Raw genomic sequence first — 14,451 nt, forward strand, 5'->3', positions numbered from 1 at the left:
TGCTCAGTATTGGTCCTGAAGGTCGTTGATTAATTGCTCTCTGTGGCGTAGTGCTTTGACTGCACGTTCACCCAAATAGCGCGCGGTTTGGCTTAACAGACCTTCGATTAACACCATATAGGCGGCCTGGCTGTTGCTAAAAAAAGCACCGGAGGTCGGTGATACGAATGGATATCGGGCATAGGCTGCCAGCGGGGAGCTGTGAGAATCAGTTATGGCCACCAGTTCTGCACCTTGTCGGCTGGCATGCTCGGCGACACGAATTGTTTGCGCGCTGTAGGGCGCGCTGCCAATCAGTACCAGCAAATCGCCTTCGCGCAGTTTACTCAACCCGTGGGACAGTCCGTGTCCAGGCGTGTCCAGTAGTTCTACATCCTGGCGCAGCATGCCAAGGGTGTAGCTGAAGAAGCTGGCGAGACTATAGGATTGGCGGTGGCCGAACAGATAAATTCGAGGCGCTTTTGCCAGCCGTTGCACCGTCTCGCGCACGGTGCGCGGATTCAGGTTGCGGCGCATAGCATCGATGTTACCCACCTCATCGCCCACCACCTGCTGGATCAGCTCGGTGTGTGGGCTCAGGGGAGGGATCGGGCGGGCAAGGATCGCCTGCTGCAGTTGTTCGCTGTAGAAGTGGCCCTGTCCTTTGAGGGGCGCGCGAAACAGTTGTTGGAGCGCATTGAATCCTTCAAATCCCAGGCTTTGAGCCAGTCGGGTCAGGGTTGAGGGGCTAACGCCGAAGTCCTGACCTAGCTCGCTGATGTTGTGGGTGGCGCTAACCCGTGGATTGTCGAGTAGCTGGTTTAGTACCTGCTGTGCACGCTTGCCCAGACGCAAGTTTAACTCCCCGCGCTGGAGTCGAGCGGGTATCTGCTGCAGCTCGGGCAGGGTGTTGGCTAACGGGGTACGGTCAAGGGGGGGAGAGGCGGGCATGGCGGGTTCTTAACCAGTGGTCGGTTAATCAACTCTAGGGACCCTTGCTGTTTTTCGCAAAAATAATTTCAAAAAATAAAAAAATGCAAAAATATTTGCACTTTAAAGGAGTGAAGCGCCGTTTGGTTGAGGGAGTCATCGAATAAACGGGCATTTTCCCCTTTTGCGGCGCCGTACCTGGAATTCTGTGCAAATCAGGGCCTACGATCCCTCTTTTCCGGGAGAGCAGGGTGGGTGTTAATGCGCTCGCTGGGTGGCGGGTTAACTAGACGTCTCGGGGAAGAGAGTGTCGACCTCTACGGCCTCGGCAATAAGCGCCGCCCGAGCCCCGATTTCAACCCGGGCGTTGGGGAAGATGATATAGCCGGGTGTGCCGGTGAGGGTGTAGCAAGCATCGTCGTCCCGGCTCAGCAAACTCCCGGGCATAAAGCGACTGAAGTTGGGGAGGTCGTCGGGAAACAGAAGCTCGAATTGTTCTCCGCGTCTTATGATCTGGTCCCGAATGCGAAATAATTTCAACGATGCCAGCGGCTGGGTTTGTGGGTCGCATCCTTCGATTAGTGCGGCAAGACTCTTCTCTATTGCTTGCAAACGCAGGGGGTCGTTTTCGCCAAAGCCTCGTACCTTGCCCAGCTCCAGAGTAAAGGCGTGAGCACCATGGACGTTACTGCTATACCAGGAGAAGGTAGGCGAGGGCCGGTCCTGGAAGAGAACGGCTTCGATTCCGGCCCCGGCCAACAATTGAAGCTGGGGTTTGCTCCAGGGTTGGGGGTGGTTGTTATGGGGGTAGACCGCGAATTTTTCATACTCGCTGTCACGAATCGCCGTGTGCAGATCGTAATGCAGGCGGGCTCCGCTGGCGGTGCAAAAGAAATGGTCCAGATGGGACATTAACTGCCGGGCCCGCTTGTGCTCGTAGCCGCTGCCGTCCAGGGGCTCTGGGTTAAACAGACGGTTCAGGTTGGTGTCGACAAAGCGCTCAGCACAGCGCATAGCGGGAGGGTTACCCAGAATGAGCAGCAGTCGGACATGCAGTTGCAGGTGGCCATCGAACAGCTGCTGTAGCAGCCGCTCGATCAGCTCTATCGGGGCGGTCTCGTTACCGTGGACCCCCGCAGAAAGCACGAGACTGGTGGTCGCCTCCTGTGGTTCGATCTGCAGCACACCTTCATCAATCAGGGAGAAGGTCACCCCGTGGCGTTCAATTCGCTCGCGTCGTGAGGCGTTGGCATCGTCCAGGCAGTGTTGCAAAAAGCTGAAGTCAGGGCTGCCCAGGAGGGGGGCTGTCGCTGCGGACATGAAGAGTATCCTGTTGCTATTTTTTGGCATTGTAACCGCAGGCAAAGGGCTTACGCAGGCCCATCGGGCAGGTTGACGGGATTTGGGTACGGATCGGTCGCATCTGGGCAAGCCGCCTGCCCGATCGCTGAATATCCCAGTAGTGTGTTGCGGTATTCGGGGGAGATGGTGGTATTATCGATATCGCGTAAGCAGACAGAGAAGGCACAGCTTTGCTGGCCACATAACTCCACGAGGAATGCCCTGCTTTCATGGCCGCCAGTGACCACAGACAAGTGACCGCAGATAAGGATCGGGAACAGTTTGAACTGTTTAACATCGACTCTCCCTGTCGAGGTGTCTGCACCACCAACAGCCGCGGCTACTGCGTCGGTTGTTTGCGCAGTCGGGACGAACGCTTTAATTGGAACCAGATGACCCAAGCCCAACGCGCCGATGTAATGGGGTTGTGCAAGCGCCGCCGCTCGCGTATCAAACAGCAGATGGCACAACGCGAAGAGATACAGCTGGATCTGCTACTGGACAACGACCACGCCCCGCTGATTGAGGATCTGTTCGATCCCCTGGTGCCCCCCAAAGATTGAAGGCGATTTACTGGAGCGGCTTTCCTCTCGTGACGCGGGCTTGGGACGTAGCCGTTCGATCGTGGGCGATCCGGTCCAGCGAATGAGCCGTAGGCGTCATCCTGTTGACTCAAATCTATAGTTTGAGAGCCATTTTGTTGGATAATTTAACTCATGTTTTATCCTGGTCTTTGACGGCCATAGGCCAGTGAGCTTTGTAATATGTCTCGTGGTTTTTCCTACAGTCGATTCGAGCCCGTGCTCTGGGATGTGGTGTGCACCGATTGCATGAACCCGCAACGGGTCATTGTGCGTTTTGAAATCCTTGCCTGTGATGCACTGGCAGCGGAAATGGATGCATATCGATTGATTGACGGCAATCGTGCGCTCTACGGTATTGGTGCCTGTGATGTGGATATTTGTGCTTACAGCCCCGAGGAGGAGGTCCATTTGCGGGAAGCGGACAGTGCCGACGTACTGCTCCACCGTAGGGATCCCGGCAAAGAGTTGATGCAGCATATCAATAAACTCGAAGCTACTCTGGAGCTCGAGTGAACGACTATACTTTGATTCCTCATTGCTAACCCGAGTGGAGCCCCGTATGGAGCTGTTGCGAACCCCTGATAGCCGCTTTTTGGACCTGCCCGATTACCCGTTTGCCCCCCACTACGCTGATCTAAACGACCCGGAGGGTAATCAGCTGCGAATGCACTACGTTGATGAGGGGGCGGGTGCAGAAACCCTGCTGTTACTGCATGGGGAGCCCTCGTGGAGCTATCTCTATCGGCATATGATTGCGCCGTTAGTGGCCGCCGGTTACCGGGTGTTGGCTCCCGATCTAATTGGCTTTGGTCGCTCAGACAAACCACCGCAGCGGGGAGATTACAGCTATAAGCGGCATGTTCAATGGTTGCAGTGCTGGCTCGATACACTGAAGTTGGAGGGGATAACCCTTTTCTGTCAGGACTGGGGCGGGCTATTGGGACTGCGTTTGGTTGCCTCGCAGCCGCAACGGTTTGCTCGGGTGGTAACCGCGAATACCTTCTTGCCTACGGCAGATCGCCCGCCCAGCGAGGCCTTTATGGGGTGGCGAAACTACTCCCAGGAGGTGCACTGCTTCCCGGTCGGTAGTGTTATACAGCGGGGCTGCCTGCGTACTCTCAGTGACGAAGAGTGTGCTGCCTACGATGCACCCTTTTTGAATGAAACCTACAAATCCGGGGCTCGGCAGTTCCCGCTACTGGTGCCTATTGAGCAGGATGATACGGAGGCCGAAGTAAATCGGCAGGCGTGGACGCAGCTGGTGCAGTATCGAAAGCCCTGGTTAACCCTATTTTCAGACGCCGATCCGATCACCGCCGGAGGGGATCGGGCGTTCCAGAAGTTAATACCCGGCTGTCAGGGGCAGCCCCATAAGGTGATGCCGGGGGGGCACTTTCTGCAAGAAGATTGCAGTGAGGAGCTGTGTCGGGCCATCATAGTCTTCATTGAGCAGAATCCTGTCGGCTGAAGACAGGGTGAGGCGTTGAGTAGGGATGAGTGCAGTTGATTCGAAGTGGGGGAGTCGCTTTGAGCGTTGATCAAAGCAGAATCGAGAAGTTGGCCGCCTGGTTGGGCAAGCTGGAGCAAGGTAATGACGGTGCGTTGCTGTCTGAAAAGGTACTTGCGGTATTCAACCAGCAGAAGGTAAAAATGGCCCCCTCGGAAGAGCAGGCGTTACGTCTGTGTGCGATGTTTTTTGAATCCTTGCACCAGTGGTCCGAGCTTCCGGATGTGGTGCGTGAGCCCTTGCGCTTGCTGGAGCTACCTTTTATGCAGCTGGCCTTGCAGGAAAATCTTTTTGTCCGGGGATCGTTGCACCCGGCGATGGTGTTTGTGCGTAAGCTTTGCTGCGCGGGTTATGGTATCAATAGCGGGGACGCTCGCGCTCCTATTGTCGTGCAACTGACCCACCTGTGCGCGACCCTGCGCGAGAGTGAGATTGCGAGCGCGGGCGATTTTGAGGCGATGGGTTCGCTGATCGACCAACAGCTCGAAAAGATCGAACAGCGGGCAGAAAAAATTGTGCAGCGCATGAGTGACTCGGAAGTGGGACACGCCCTTGCCTTGCAAGCCCAGCGAACCCTGAGTGAAAGTTACAACAAGATTTTTGCAGGCAAGGAGTTACCCGCAGAGCTGGCGATGGCGATGGAGGAGCACTGGTGCAACTCGATGCGCCTGATCTGTTTGCAGCAGGGTTCTGCCAGCCCCGAGTGGACGCGCGGAATACGCTATGCCCAGTTTTTGACCCGTATTATCGGGTGTCGTGAGGATGCCTCCAAAAAACAGGCGCTCTACAATACCGTCGATCTGGTGATCAATAATTCCCATGATGTTTTTGTTTCCCTGCATCGCGATCCCAAGGACCTTGAAACGCTGTGTAGCCAGATCTCCGAGTGCCTGATGGGAATGCTGCGGGGTGAAGCTGTCGAGCTGCAGCCTATGTTTGCGATGGAGGTTGAGGGTAGCGACGAGTGGGTACCTGATACGTTGCAACACGCCCAGCTGCAGCAGGTGGATGAGTTGCGTGAAGGCGATTGGGTCAATCTGGTCGATGACCAGGACTGTGCTCAGTTCTGTCGCCTGGCGGTGCGGATTAACGAAGGCCAGCAGCTTATTTTCGTGAACCGCCAAGGGATGCGAGTCAAAGATATGAGCCGCATTGAGATGGCGATCGGACTGCAACAGCAAACCGTCAGCCTGCTGGGGGGAATTGATCGCGTCGCGCAGCATTTCGAAGAGCAATTGGAACACCTGGAGCTGGTGGCCGAGCTGCATCAAAAGCGTATGGCGGAGGCGAAGCTGCGGCTAGAGAAGGCTGAGCGCGAGCGGCTGGAAGCGGAACAGCGCCGACGGGCTGAGTTGATGGCCCAGGCACGGGCCGAGGCTAAAGCTCGGGCAATCGTCAAGGCGGAAGAGGAGAAACGCCTCGCCGCGGAACGCAAGCAACAGGAGGCAGAGCGGAAGGTGCGTGAGGAAGCCGAGCGGCACCAGCAGAGCCTGAATCTCGCCCGTTCATTGCCTACGGGGTCGTGGATGGAGCAGCGCGAAGGAGATCGCAGGGTGAAGTTGAAGTTGGCGGTTATCAACAAAGCAGACCAGCAGAGGATATTTGTCGACCGCGCCGGTAGTAAACAGTTGAGCCTCAGTGAAGCGGAGCTGGCCGTGCAGTTACACCAGGGAACGCTCGTGGTGATAGAGAGTGGCGTTGATTTCAGCTCTGCGTTGGCCGCCGTCGTGGGCGGGATTCGCAGTGAGCAGCAGCGACGCCAGTAGGGAGGCCGACAAGGATGAAAGTTAAGAACGACAATAAGCGTTTTCAGGATCGTCTCGATCGTGGCGTCGAAGTCTATGTGGAGTTGCCGGATCGTCTGGGCGAAGAGGTGATTGTGTTATGTCGCACCCTCGATATATCTCCGGCGGGTATCCGTATGAATATTGACGACCCACTGCCCACGGCGGTGGTACTTGATCTGTGCGCCGACGTAGATGGCGACCGTTATTTTCTGAAAGGCGAGGTCAAATGGCAGCATAAAGTGGAGGACGTTCTCGAAACGGGAATGGAGCTCTATGATGCTATCGACAGCGATTTCGACCGCTGGCAGCAGCTTTTTCTTGTTGAGGATTAACTCCTGATAGATATCTCTTAAGAGCCTGCCCAAGACAGCTTTTTCCTGTCTAGCGCCGTCTCACGACGAGGTTGATAAGCTAAGGTCGGGGGGCTGATTGATCTATGGAGATTGTCTCCTGCCAACCCCTTTGGGTAGACTGAACTCATTATAATAATGTATTCAATATGAGCCCTTGGAGAGCCGGATGACCCAAACCAAAATCCTTTTGGACGAAAGTGAAATTCCACGTCAATGGTATAACGTGGTGGCAGATCTACCGAACCCGCCGGCCCCGCCTTTGGGGCCGGACGGAAAGCCTCTCGATCCCTCCGCTATGTCGGCGATTTTTTGCGACCCCATTATTGAGCAAGAGGTATCGGCCCAGCGCTGGATTGATATCCCCGATGAGGTCAGGGATATCTATGGCCAGTGGCGACCCACTCCGATGTTTCGCGCGCATCGCCTTGAAAAGGCGTTGAATACACCCGCCAAAATTTACTACAAATATGAGGGTGCGTCGGCAGCGGGCTCGCATAAGCTCAACTCTGCGGTTGCGCAGGCATACTACAATCGTCAGGCGGGAATTACCCGGCTAACTACCGAAACCGGTGCTGGGCAGTGGGGGTCTTCGTTATCGCTGGCCGGGCAGATGTTCGGTATTGATGTGCGCGTTTATATGGTGAAAGTGAGTTACGGTCAGAAACCGTTTCGACGCTCGATGATGCAAACCTGGGGAGGGGAAGTGCTGGCAAGCCCCAGCGACCAGACCAATGTGGGCCGCAAAATATTGGCCAGCGATCCTGATTGCCAAGGGTCATTGGGAATTGCTATCTCCGAGGCGGTTGAGGAAGCAGCCTCTCGTGAGGACAGCAAATACTCCCTAGGATCGGTGTTAAACCACGTATTGTTGCACCAAACCGTGATCGGTTTGGAAGCGAAGAAACAGTTCGAAAAAATCGGCGACTACCCCGATATGATTTTTGCTCCCTGTGGCGGAGGTTCCAACTTTGCCGGTGCGGCTTTCCCCTTCTTTGCTGACGTTGCGGCGGGAGGTAAACCTGTGCGCATGGTGGCCGTGGAGCCCAGCTCTTGCCCGAGCCTGACTCGCGGCCACTACGCCTACGATTTTGGCGACTCTGAGGGTTTTACACCGCTGACCTTGATGTACACCCTGGGTCATGACTTTATGCCCCCCGGCATTCACGCCGGTGGTTTGCGTTATCACGGCGCGTCGGCGCTGGTGTCACAGATGTACCAGGAAAAGCTTATAGAGGCGGTCTCGGTACCGCAGGTTGCGACGTTCGAAGCCGGTGTGATGTTTGCGCGCAGCGAAGGCATCATTCCGGCGCCTGAATCCAATCATGCGATTCGGGCCACCATCGACGAAGCGATCCGCTGTCGTGAGGCCGCAGAGGAGAAAACACTGTTCTTCAATCTGTCCGGGCATGGTCACTTTGATATGGCCAGTTACGATCGTTATCTCAGTGGTGAGCTGGAGGATTTCGACTACCCCCAGCAGGCGATTGAGGACGCATTGGCACGGCTACCCAGGGTCGCCGACAACGCTGACTGAAACCTTCGGCTGAAACAGTCGCTAAAGACACTGTGCAAAGTAAAAAACTGCTCTTGTGGATGCACAGAGCAGTTTTTTACAGTGTCTGGTTATGGTTAGCGCCCAGGGTCGAAAATTTATCCGAGCGGTGATCTCATTCCCTCTGGAGTCTTCGCAGACGGTATGCCTATATCCCGATCACTAGTCCCCAGAATGCACTTCCAATACCCATTAATGACAGGCCCGAGGCGGTGATCACACAGGTCAGTAGAGCAGTATTCTGGTCCTGAACTGTGGATATAGATGTCGCTGCCGAACCGGCTTTAACGCTGTGCGTACGAAGTTCCATGCAGTATCACCGGCGCGTTGCCATAACGAACTATTTCAAGGTATTAAAATATAATGAGTACTATTCACTTTAAAACCCCGTTGTTGCAGTCGTTACCGTTGAGCCAACAACTTGGCACCCGTGTATGGCTCAAGATGGAGGCGATGCAGCCCAGCGGCTCATTTAAATGTCGAGGCGTCAGCCTCGCCTGCCAGCACTATGTAGAGCAGGGAGCCGAGGCGTTGGTGGCTTCTTCGGGTGGTAATGCGGGGTTGGCGGTTGCCTATGCCGGTCGACAGTTAGGGGTTCCGGTGACCATCGTGGTGCCGTTAACGACTAGCGCCAGGGCGATAGAGTTAATACGTCAGGAGGGGGCCGAGGTCCGCGTCGAGGGGGCCCGATGGAATGAATCCCACGAAATCGCCCTGCAGCTAGCCCAACAGGGAGCCGCTTATATCCACCCCTTCGATGACCCCCTGCTTTGGCAGGGGCATGCAACCATGATCGATGAGATCTACGAGGCGGGTATTAACCCCGACCTGATAGTGCTCTCGGTAGGAGGCGGGGGGTTGCTCTGTGGTGTTGTAGAGGGGCTGCGCCGACACGGCGGCGATGCGGTTCTGGTATGGGCGGTGGAAACCGAGGGAGCGGCCTCCCTCAGCCATGCGCTGGCAGTTGGGCGGCTGGAGGGGATCGAGCGGATCGATTCGGTGGCGACCTCGCTGGGGGCGCTCTGTGTTGCGGAGCGGGCCTTTGCGCTCGCTCGCCAGCATCCGGTGACGACGAAAAAAGTCAGTGATGGCCAGGCGATTCGTGCCTGCGATCGGTTTCTGGAGGAGCAGCGCCTGCTGGTGGAACCGGCCTGTGGAGCCAGTCTGGCAGCACTCTATGATTTTGATGGGGCGTTGCAGCCCTTCAGGGATGTGCTGGTGATTGTCTGTGGCGGCGTGGGTACCAGCCGCCAACAATTACAGCAGTGGGTGAAGAGCTGCTGAACTCGGGTCCAGGTTATTTTTCTGTCGCTAACCCGTTAACCGAGGATGAGTTCAGACGGCACCCCACCCCCGGCAGTATTACAACGGGCCTTACCGCCTGGACCCATTAGCCTGTGAGTGGCGACTGCGGAGGACAACCCCCAGTGCTCCTAAGGCAAACAGCAGTAGTGTCTCCGGTTCCGGCACGGTCTGAACCGTAGCTCGCGTCGTATAGCCCAGGTCGTCGAACGTGGTTTCACTTCCCTGCAGCCTGACAAAGCCGATTGATGCGGTGGAGATATAGGAGAAAAACTCCATGGTGCCATCGCCTGGTCCCCAGCCATCGGGGTCCGCAAAGGACTGAAGTGAATTCCCGTTGAGATCAAAAAACTCGATCACATCAGAGCCGGTCCCCGCGGCGCTGGCCCAGCCACTGAATCCGAAGATGCCGCCGAGCCCGGTGAAATCAAGGGTAAAGTCGCCAAAGCCGAAATGAACACCAAATTTTGTGCCTGAGTGGGGCACAATAGGGCTCCCGCCCCTGAAGTCTGTCCAGTTACCTTGGTCCACGGAACGATGGGTGACAGACCCGGCACTAACACTAACATTGCCATTAAAGATCGAGTTTAGAATGGTACGACCACCGGCGGTACCCTCGTAGTCTTCCGTCGCCAGGCTGGTGAAGCTGCCCTCAACAATAGGAACAGCGAGCGCCTGCCCACACAACATAAAACCTAACAATGCACTGACCACTACCCTTCCGATCCCCATGATAACTACTCTCCTAATTGTTGTGATGGAGTAATAGCAATTTACGGGCCGATATTGTATCTGGTTGATTTTATTAAATTATCTTTGCCAGTGCTTGAGTGAGTGTAAATTTTTGTGACACTGGTAGAGGGGCGGCTCTGCACCGGGGGAGTGGGGAGCCCGGGGAGGAAAAAAGGGGGGGGGAGGGCGCAGTGGCTAGCCTTCGCGCGGACTAGCCAGTCTTACGCTGGCTTTCCGGTATCTCAATGGTAATGTCACTGGCCGCTTTGCAGCAGCAGGGCAGGATCCGCCCCGGTGGCACGAAGGCCACCGGGTTTTGCTCGTACTCGATCTCGCCAGCAAGGAGTTCTACCTGACACGCACCGCAGAACCCCTGTCGGCACTGATAATCGATTTCGATGCGCTCGCTTTCCAGGGATTCCAGCAGGCTTTGCCCCTCGCGGGGCATAAAGCTGAATCCATCCATCACTTTGACGATATGTGTCATGGGCTCAGGCTCTTGTATCCTTAGAGGGCGAAATCACCGAAGTCTTCACCGTCTACATCGCGGTCGATGGCTCCGACCAGGTAGGAGGTGATCTCGGTCTCCTGGGGAGCAACCTGCACGCTGTCGCTTACCAGCCAGGTGTTCATCCAGGGCAGTGGGTTGTTGGTGACTTCGTACTTCGGAGTCAGGCCGATCTGCTGCATGCGCTGGTTGGCGATGTATTCAACGTACTGCTGGAGGATCTCGGCGTTGAGCCCGATCATGGAACCATCCTTGAACAGGTACTCTGCCCAGGCTTTTTCGTCGCGCACTACCTCGTCAAACATATCGTAGGCGAGATTTTCATTTTCGCGCAGAATCTCCGCCATCTGCGGATCATCCTTACCGGTGCGCCAGTTGTTGATGACGTGCTGGCCGGCGCTGGTGTGCAGGGCTTCGTCCCGAGCGATCAGCTTGATGATCTTGGCGTTACCTTCCATCAGGCTGCGTTCGGCAAAGGCGAAACTGCAGGCGAAGCTGACGTAAAAACGCACCCCTTCCATGATGTTGAGGCTGAGAATCGCCAGATAGAGTTTCTTCTTCAATTCAAGCAGGGTGATCTCTTTGCGTTCACCGTTGACCGAGTGATTACCTTCGCCCAGCAGGTTGAACCAACCGGTGTACTCGATCAGGTCATCGTAGTAGCGGCAGATCTGGGTAGAGCGTTCAACGATCTCCTCAATTTCGATAATGCCGTCGAAAATCTCGGTCGGGTTATCGAATACATTGCGAATAATGTGTGAGTAGGACTTGGAGTGAATAGCCGATTCCACCGCGGCGAATAGCTCGTACATCGCTTCCAGTTCGGGTAACGAAACGGCGGGTAGTGTTGCCATGGCGATGGAGCGACCCGCAGCGGCATCGGCCAGGGTCTGAAAGCGGAGATTGGCCAGAAAAATATGACGCTCGTGCTCGGGCAGGGATTGGAAATCGAGACGGTCCTTGGAAACGTCGATCTCTTCCGGGCGCCAGAAGAAGGAGAGCTGCTTATCGGTCAGCCTTTCGAAGATCGGGTAGCGTTGCTCGTCGAAACGCAAGACGTTGACCGGCTGGCCAAGAAACATGGGCTCTTTTAGCTGGTCGTGCTTGTGGGTATTGAATGTGGTGTAACGCATGGCAGTATTCCGTTTGGTAATCGCGGATGCGCCCGCCGGGCACATCCGCTTCAGTGGCGCGATAGTGGCGCTATTGGTTAGATCTTGCAAGCCCCGCCGGCACAGTCATCGTCACTATCGCCGTGACTGTCCTCGGCCCCGTCATGGGTGTTGTGATAGTAGAGGGTCTTTACGCCCAGTTTGTAAGCGGCCAATAGATCTTTAAGCAGCAGTTTCATCGGCACTTTGTTGCCCGGGAAGTTTGATGGGTCGTAGTTGGTGTTGGCGGAGATCGCCTGGTCAATAAACTTCTGCATGATCGCGACCAGCTGCAAGTAGCCATCGTTGCTGGGAATATCCCACAGCAGCTCGTAGCCGTCTTTGCAATTGTCGTAGTCCGGTACCACCTGCTTGAGGATGCCATCCTTGCTCTGTTTAACGCTGACAAATCCTCGTGGAGGCTCAATGCCGTTGGTGGCGTTGCTGATCTGTGACGAGGTTTCGGATGGCATCAGTGCGCTCAACGTACTGTTGCGCAAGCCATGTTGCTTGATGCGGTCGCGCAGGCCTTCCCAATCGTAGTGCAGCGGCTCACTGCACACCTCATCCAGGTCCTTCTTGTAGGTATCGATCGGCAGTATGCCGGCGGCGTAACGGGTTTCGTCGAACTTGGGGCATGCCCCCTGCTCCTTGGCCAGCTCGTTGGATGCCTTGAGCAGGTAATACTGGATCGCTTCGAAGGCGCGGTGGGTCAGGCCGTTGGCACTTCCATCGGAGTATTTAACGCCGTTCTTGGCCAGGTAATAGGCGAAATTAATAACGCCCACACCCAGGGTTCGGCGCGCCATGCTGGCGGTTTGGGCCGCCGGAATGGGGTATTCCTGATAGCTCAGCAGACTGTCCAGTGCGCGGACAATCAGGTCTGATAACTCACCCAGTTCGTCGAGGCTCTCAAGCGCGCCCAGGTTAAAGGCCGCCAGGGTGCACAGGGCGATCTCGCCGCCGTCATCATCGACGTGGTCCAGCGGCTTGGTGGGGAGAGCGATCTCCAGGCACAGGTTACTTTGGCGTATCGGAGCTTTAAGCGGATCGAAGGGGCTGTGGGTATTGCAGTGATCGACGTTTTGCAAGTAGATGCGACCGGTGTTGGCGCGCTCGGCGGCAAACATGGAAAACAGCTCCACGGCTTTAATGGTCTTCTTGCGAATGCTGGCATCCTGCTCGTACTGAACATAGAGTTCGTCAAACTTTTGCTGGTCCTGGAAGAACGCATCGTACAGGCCAGGAACGTCGGACGGACTAAACAGGGTGATATCCCCGCCCTGGATCAGGCGCTGATACATCAGCCTATTGAACTGGACGCCGTAATCAAGGTGGCGTACCCGATTCTCCTCTACGCCGCGGTTGTTCTTCAGTACCAGCAGTGACTCGACCTCGAGGTGCCACAGCGGGTAAAACAGGGTCGCAGCCCCACCGCGCACGCCGCCCTGGGAGCAGCTTTTCACCGCGGTCTGGAAGTGTTTGAAGAAAGGGATACAGCCGGTATGGAAGGCTTCACCGTTACGAATGGGGCTTCCCAGAGCGCGAATGCGGCCGGCGTTAATACCGATGCCGGCGCGCTGACTCACGTATTTAACGATGGCGCTGGAGGTCGCATTGATGGAGTCGAGGGAGTCACCGCACTCGATCAGGACACAGGAGCTGAACTGGCGGGTTGGGGTGCGCACTCCGGACATGATCGGGGTTGGCAGGGAGAGCTTGAACAGGGACACCGCGTCATAGAAGCGACGAATGTAATCCATGCGGGTCGATTTGGGATAGCTGGAGAACAGGCATGCGGCGATCAGCACATAGAGAAACTGTGGGCTCTCGTAATATTGGCCAGTGACCCGGTTCTTTACCAGGTATTTGCCTTCGAGCTGCTTGACGGCGGCATAGCTGAAGTTCATATCGCGCCAATGGTCGATAAAGGAGTCCATGGTCTCGAACTCTTCTGCACTGTAGTCGCTCAGCAGGTGTGCGTCATAGCGCTTCATATCCACCATCTTGCTGACGTGATCGTACAGCGTTGGGGGCTCGAAGGCGCCGTAGGCTTTCTTACGCAGGTGATAGATCGCAAGGCGAGCTGCAAGGTACTGGTAGTCTGGCGCCTCCCGAGAGATAAGGTCGGCCGCCGACTTGATAATGGTTTCGTGGATCTCCGAGGTGGTAATACCCTCGTAGAACTGGATGTGCGACTTCATCTCCACCTGGGAGACCGAGACGTTGTTGAGTCCCTCGGAGGCCCAGTCGATGACGCGGTGGAGTTTTTCCCAGTCGAGAGATTCCTTGCGGCCGTCGCGCTTGGTTACCAGTAGCTTGGTGTTCATAAAGTGTAGTACCTACGTATAAAAATTAAACACAACATATAGTGTTGTGAAGACCCCCTGAAACGTACATATGGCAAGAGAATCCAGCCTCATACGCCGCCGCGATGGTGCAGCGTATGGACGGCCTGGCCTGGTTGTTCTCCTCCGATCATCTCCCGGCTGGTGCGGTCGATGGCCTGCTGTACGCCCTCCCTGTTAAACAGCAGTGGTGTAACGCTTTTGGGGCTTGACATTTGTCATGCCACTATCAGGCGGTACACTATATATAGTGCTTGCTCGAATGATTGGCACAAGATAATCGGTATCGGCTCCAAATACAAGGTGTGTAAGTTGGGCGTAACTTGTGGATAAGTTGTGAGTTATTGTGCGGGTAAGTGGTCACCAACAGCGCACAA

Annotated in this window: 15 protein-coding genes; 7 read left to right on the forward strand and 8 right to left on the reverse strand. The window is 55.8% G+C overall.

The annotated features are described in order from the left end of the window. Positions 1 to 3: 3 nt before the first annotated feature. Positions 4 to 930 carry a MurR/RpiR family transcriptional regulator gene (locus ACP3PW_RS09570; RefSeq protein ID WP_426416473.1) on the reverse strand — a complete coding sequence of 309 codons (927 nt, stop codon included), beginning with the start codon at positions 928 to 930 and terminating at the stop codon, positions 4 to 6. Between the two features lie 261 nt (positions 931 to 1,191). Then, a complete protein-coding gene (gene astE / locus ACP3PW_RS09575; RefSeq protein ID WP_426416474.1) occupies positions 1,192 to 2,229 on the reverse strand; it encodes a succinylglutamate desuccinylase in 1,038 nt (345 codons plus the stop codon). 251 nt (positions 2,230 to 2,480) lie between these two features. Here astE and ACP3PW_RS09580 point away from each other — a divergent pair, with 251 nt between their 5' ends. The 6 genes from ACP3PW_RS09580 (at position 2,481) to ACP3PW_RS09605 (ending at position 8,015) form a co-directional block, all read left to right on the forward strand. Further along, positions 2,481 to 2,813, forward strand: coding sequence for a DUF1289 domain-containing protein (locus tag ACP3PW_RS09580; protein ID WP_426416475.1), 333 nt, complete (start codon positions 2,481 to 2,483; stop codon positions 2,811 to 2,813). Between the two features lie 201 nt (positions 2,814 to 3,014). After that, positions 3,015 to 3,347 (forward strand): hypothetical protein, encoded by a 333-nt coding sequence (locus tag ACP3PW_RS09585; RefSeq protein ID WP_426416476.1) that lies wholly within the window; start codon positions 3,015 to 3,017, stop codon positions 3,345 to 3,347. Between the two features lie 46 nt (positions 3,348 to 3,393). Beyond that, positions 3,394 to 4,302: a haloalkane dehalogenase gene (locus ACP3PW_RS09590; RefSeq protein WP_426416477.1), complete on the forward strand. Its 909-nt coding sequence runs from the start codon at positions 3,394 to 3,396 to the stop codon at positions 4,300 to 4,302. Positions 4,303 to 4,361: 59 nt separating this feature from the next. Continuing rightward, positions 4,362 to 6,107: a DUF1631 family protein gene (locus tag ACP3PW_RS09595; RefSeq protein WP_426416478.1), complete on the forward strand. Its 1,746-nt coding sequence runs from the start codon at positions 4,362 to 4,364 to the stop codon at positions 6,105 to 6,107. A 14-nt stretch (positions 6,108 to 6,121) separates the two neighbouring features. Further along, positions 6,122 to 6,460: a PilZ domain-containing protein gene (locus ACP3PW_RS09600; RefSeq protein ID WP_426416479.1), complete on the forward strand. Its 339-nt coding sequence runs from the start codon at positions 6,122 to 6,124 to the stop codon at positions 6,458 to 6,460. A 187-nt stretch (positions 6,461 to 6,647) separates the two neighbouring features. Then, positions 6,648 to 8,015 carry a TrpB-like pyridoxal phosphate-dependent enzyme gene (locus tag ACP3PW_RS09605; protein ID WP_426416480.1) on the forward strand — a complete coding sequence of 456 codons (1,368 nt, stop codon included), beginning with the start codon at positions 6,648 to 6,650 and terminating at the stop codon, positions 8,013 to 8,015. 166 nt (positions 8,016 to 8,181) lie between these two features. On the opposite strand, the gene ACP3PW_RS09610 is transcribed toward ACP3PW_RS09605, so the two are convergent. After that, the gene (locus tag ACP3PW_RS09610) at positions 8,182 to 8,343 is read right to left on the reverse strand and encodes a benzoate/H(+) symporter BenE family transporter (protein ID WP_426416481.1); all 162 of its coding nucleotides are present in this window, start codon (positions 8,341 to 8,343) and stop codon (positions 8,182 to 8,184) included. Positions 8,344 to 8,396: 53 nt separating this feature from the next. Between ACP3PW_RS09610 and ACP3PW_RS09615 the strand changes: the two genes are divergently transcribed. Beyond that, positions 8,397 to 9,317 carry a pyridoxal-phosphate dependent enzyme gene (locus ACP3PW_RS09615; protein WP_426416482.1) on the forward strand — a complete coding sequence of 307 codons (921 nt, stop codon included), beginning with the start codon at positions 8,397 to 8,399 and terminating at the stop codon, positions 9,315 to 9,317. A 90-nt stretch (positions 9,318 to 9,407) separates the two neighbouring features. On the opposite strand, the gene ACP3PW_RS09620 is transcribed toward ACP3PW_RS09615, so the two are convergent. From ACP3PW_RS09620 to ACP3PW_RS09640, 5 genes are all read right to left on the reverse strand, one after another. Next, positions 9,408 to 10,067 (reverse strand): PEP-CTERM sorting domain-containing protein, encoded by a 660-nt coding sequence (locus ACP3PW_RS09620; RefSeq protein WP_426416483.1) that lies wholly within the window; start codon positions 10,065 to 10,067, stop codon positions 9,408 to 9,410. Between the two features lie 211 nt (positions 10,068 to 10,278). Further along, positions 10,279 to 10,554: a class I ribonucleotide reductase maintenance protein YfaE gene (yfaE, locus tag ACP3PW_RS09625; RefSeq protein WP_426416484.1), complete on the reverse strand. Its 276-nt coding sequence runs from the start codon at positions 10,552 to 10,554 to the stop codon at positions 10,279 to 10,281. Between the two features lie 20 nt (positions 10,555 to 10,574). Then, positions 10,575 to 11,708 carry a class Ia ribonucleoside-diphosphate reductase subunit beta gene (gene nrdB / locus ACP3PW_RS09630; RefSeq protein WP_426416485.1) on the reverse strand — a complete coding sequence of 378 codons (1,134 nt, stop codon included), beginning with the start codon at positions 11,706 to 11,708 and terminating at the stop codon, positions 10,575 to 10,577. 77 nt (positions 11,709 to 11,785) lie between these two features. Further along, the gene (gene nrdA / locus ACP3PW_RS09635) at positions 11,786 to 14,056 is read right to left on the reverse strand and encodes a class 1a ribonucleoside-diphosphate reductase subunit alpha (RefSeq protein WP_426416486.1); all 2,271 of its coding nucleotides are present in this window, start codon (positions 14,054 to 14,056) and stop codon (positions 11,786 to 11,788) included. Positions 14,057 to 14,145: 89 nt separating this feature from the next. Continuing rightward, positions 14,146 to 14,289: a hypothetical protein gene (locus ACP3PW_RS09640; protein WP_426416487.1), complete on the reverse strand. Its 144-nt coding sequence runs from the start codon at positions 14,287 to 14,289 to the stop codon at positions 14,146 to 14,148. Positions 14,290 to 14,451: the final 162 nt, after the last annotated feature.

Origin of the sequence: Aestuariirhabdus sp. LZHN29, assembly GCF_049985285.1 — a bacterium.
Classification (GTDB): domain Bacteria; phylum Pseudomonadota; class Gammaproteobacteria; order Pseudomonadales; family Aestuariirhabdaceae; genus Aestuariirhabdus.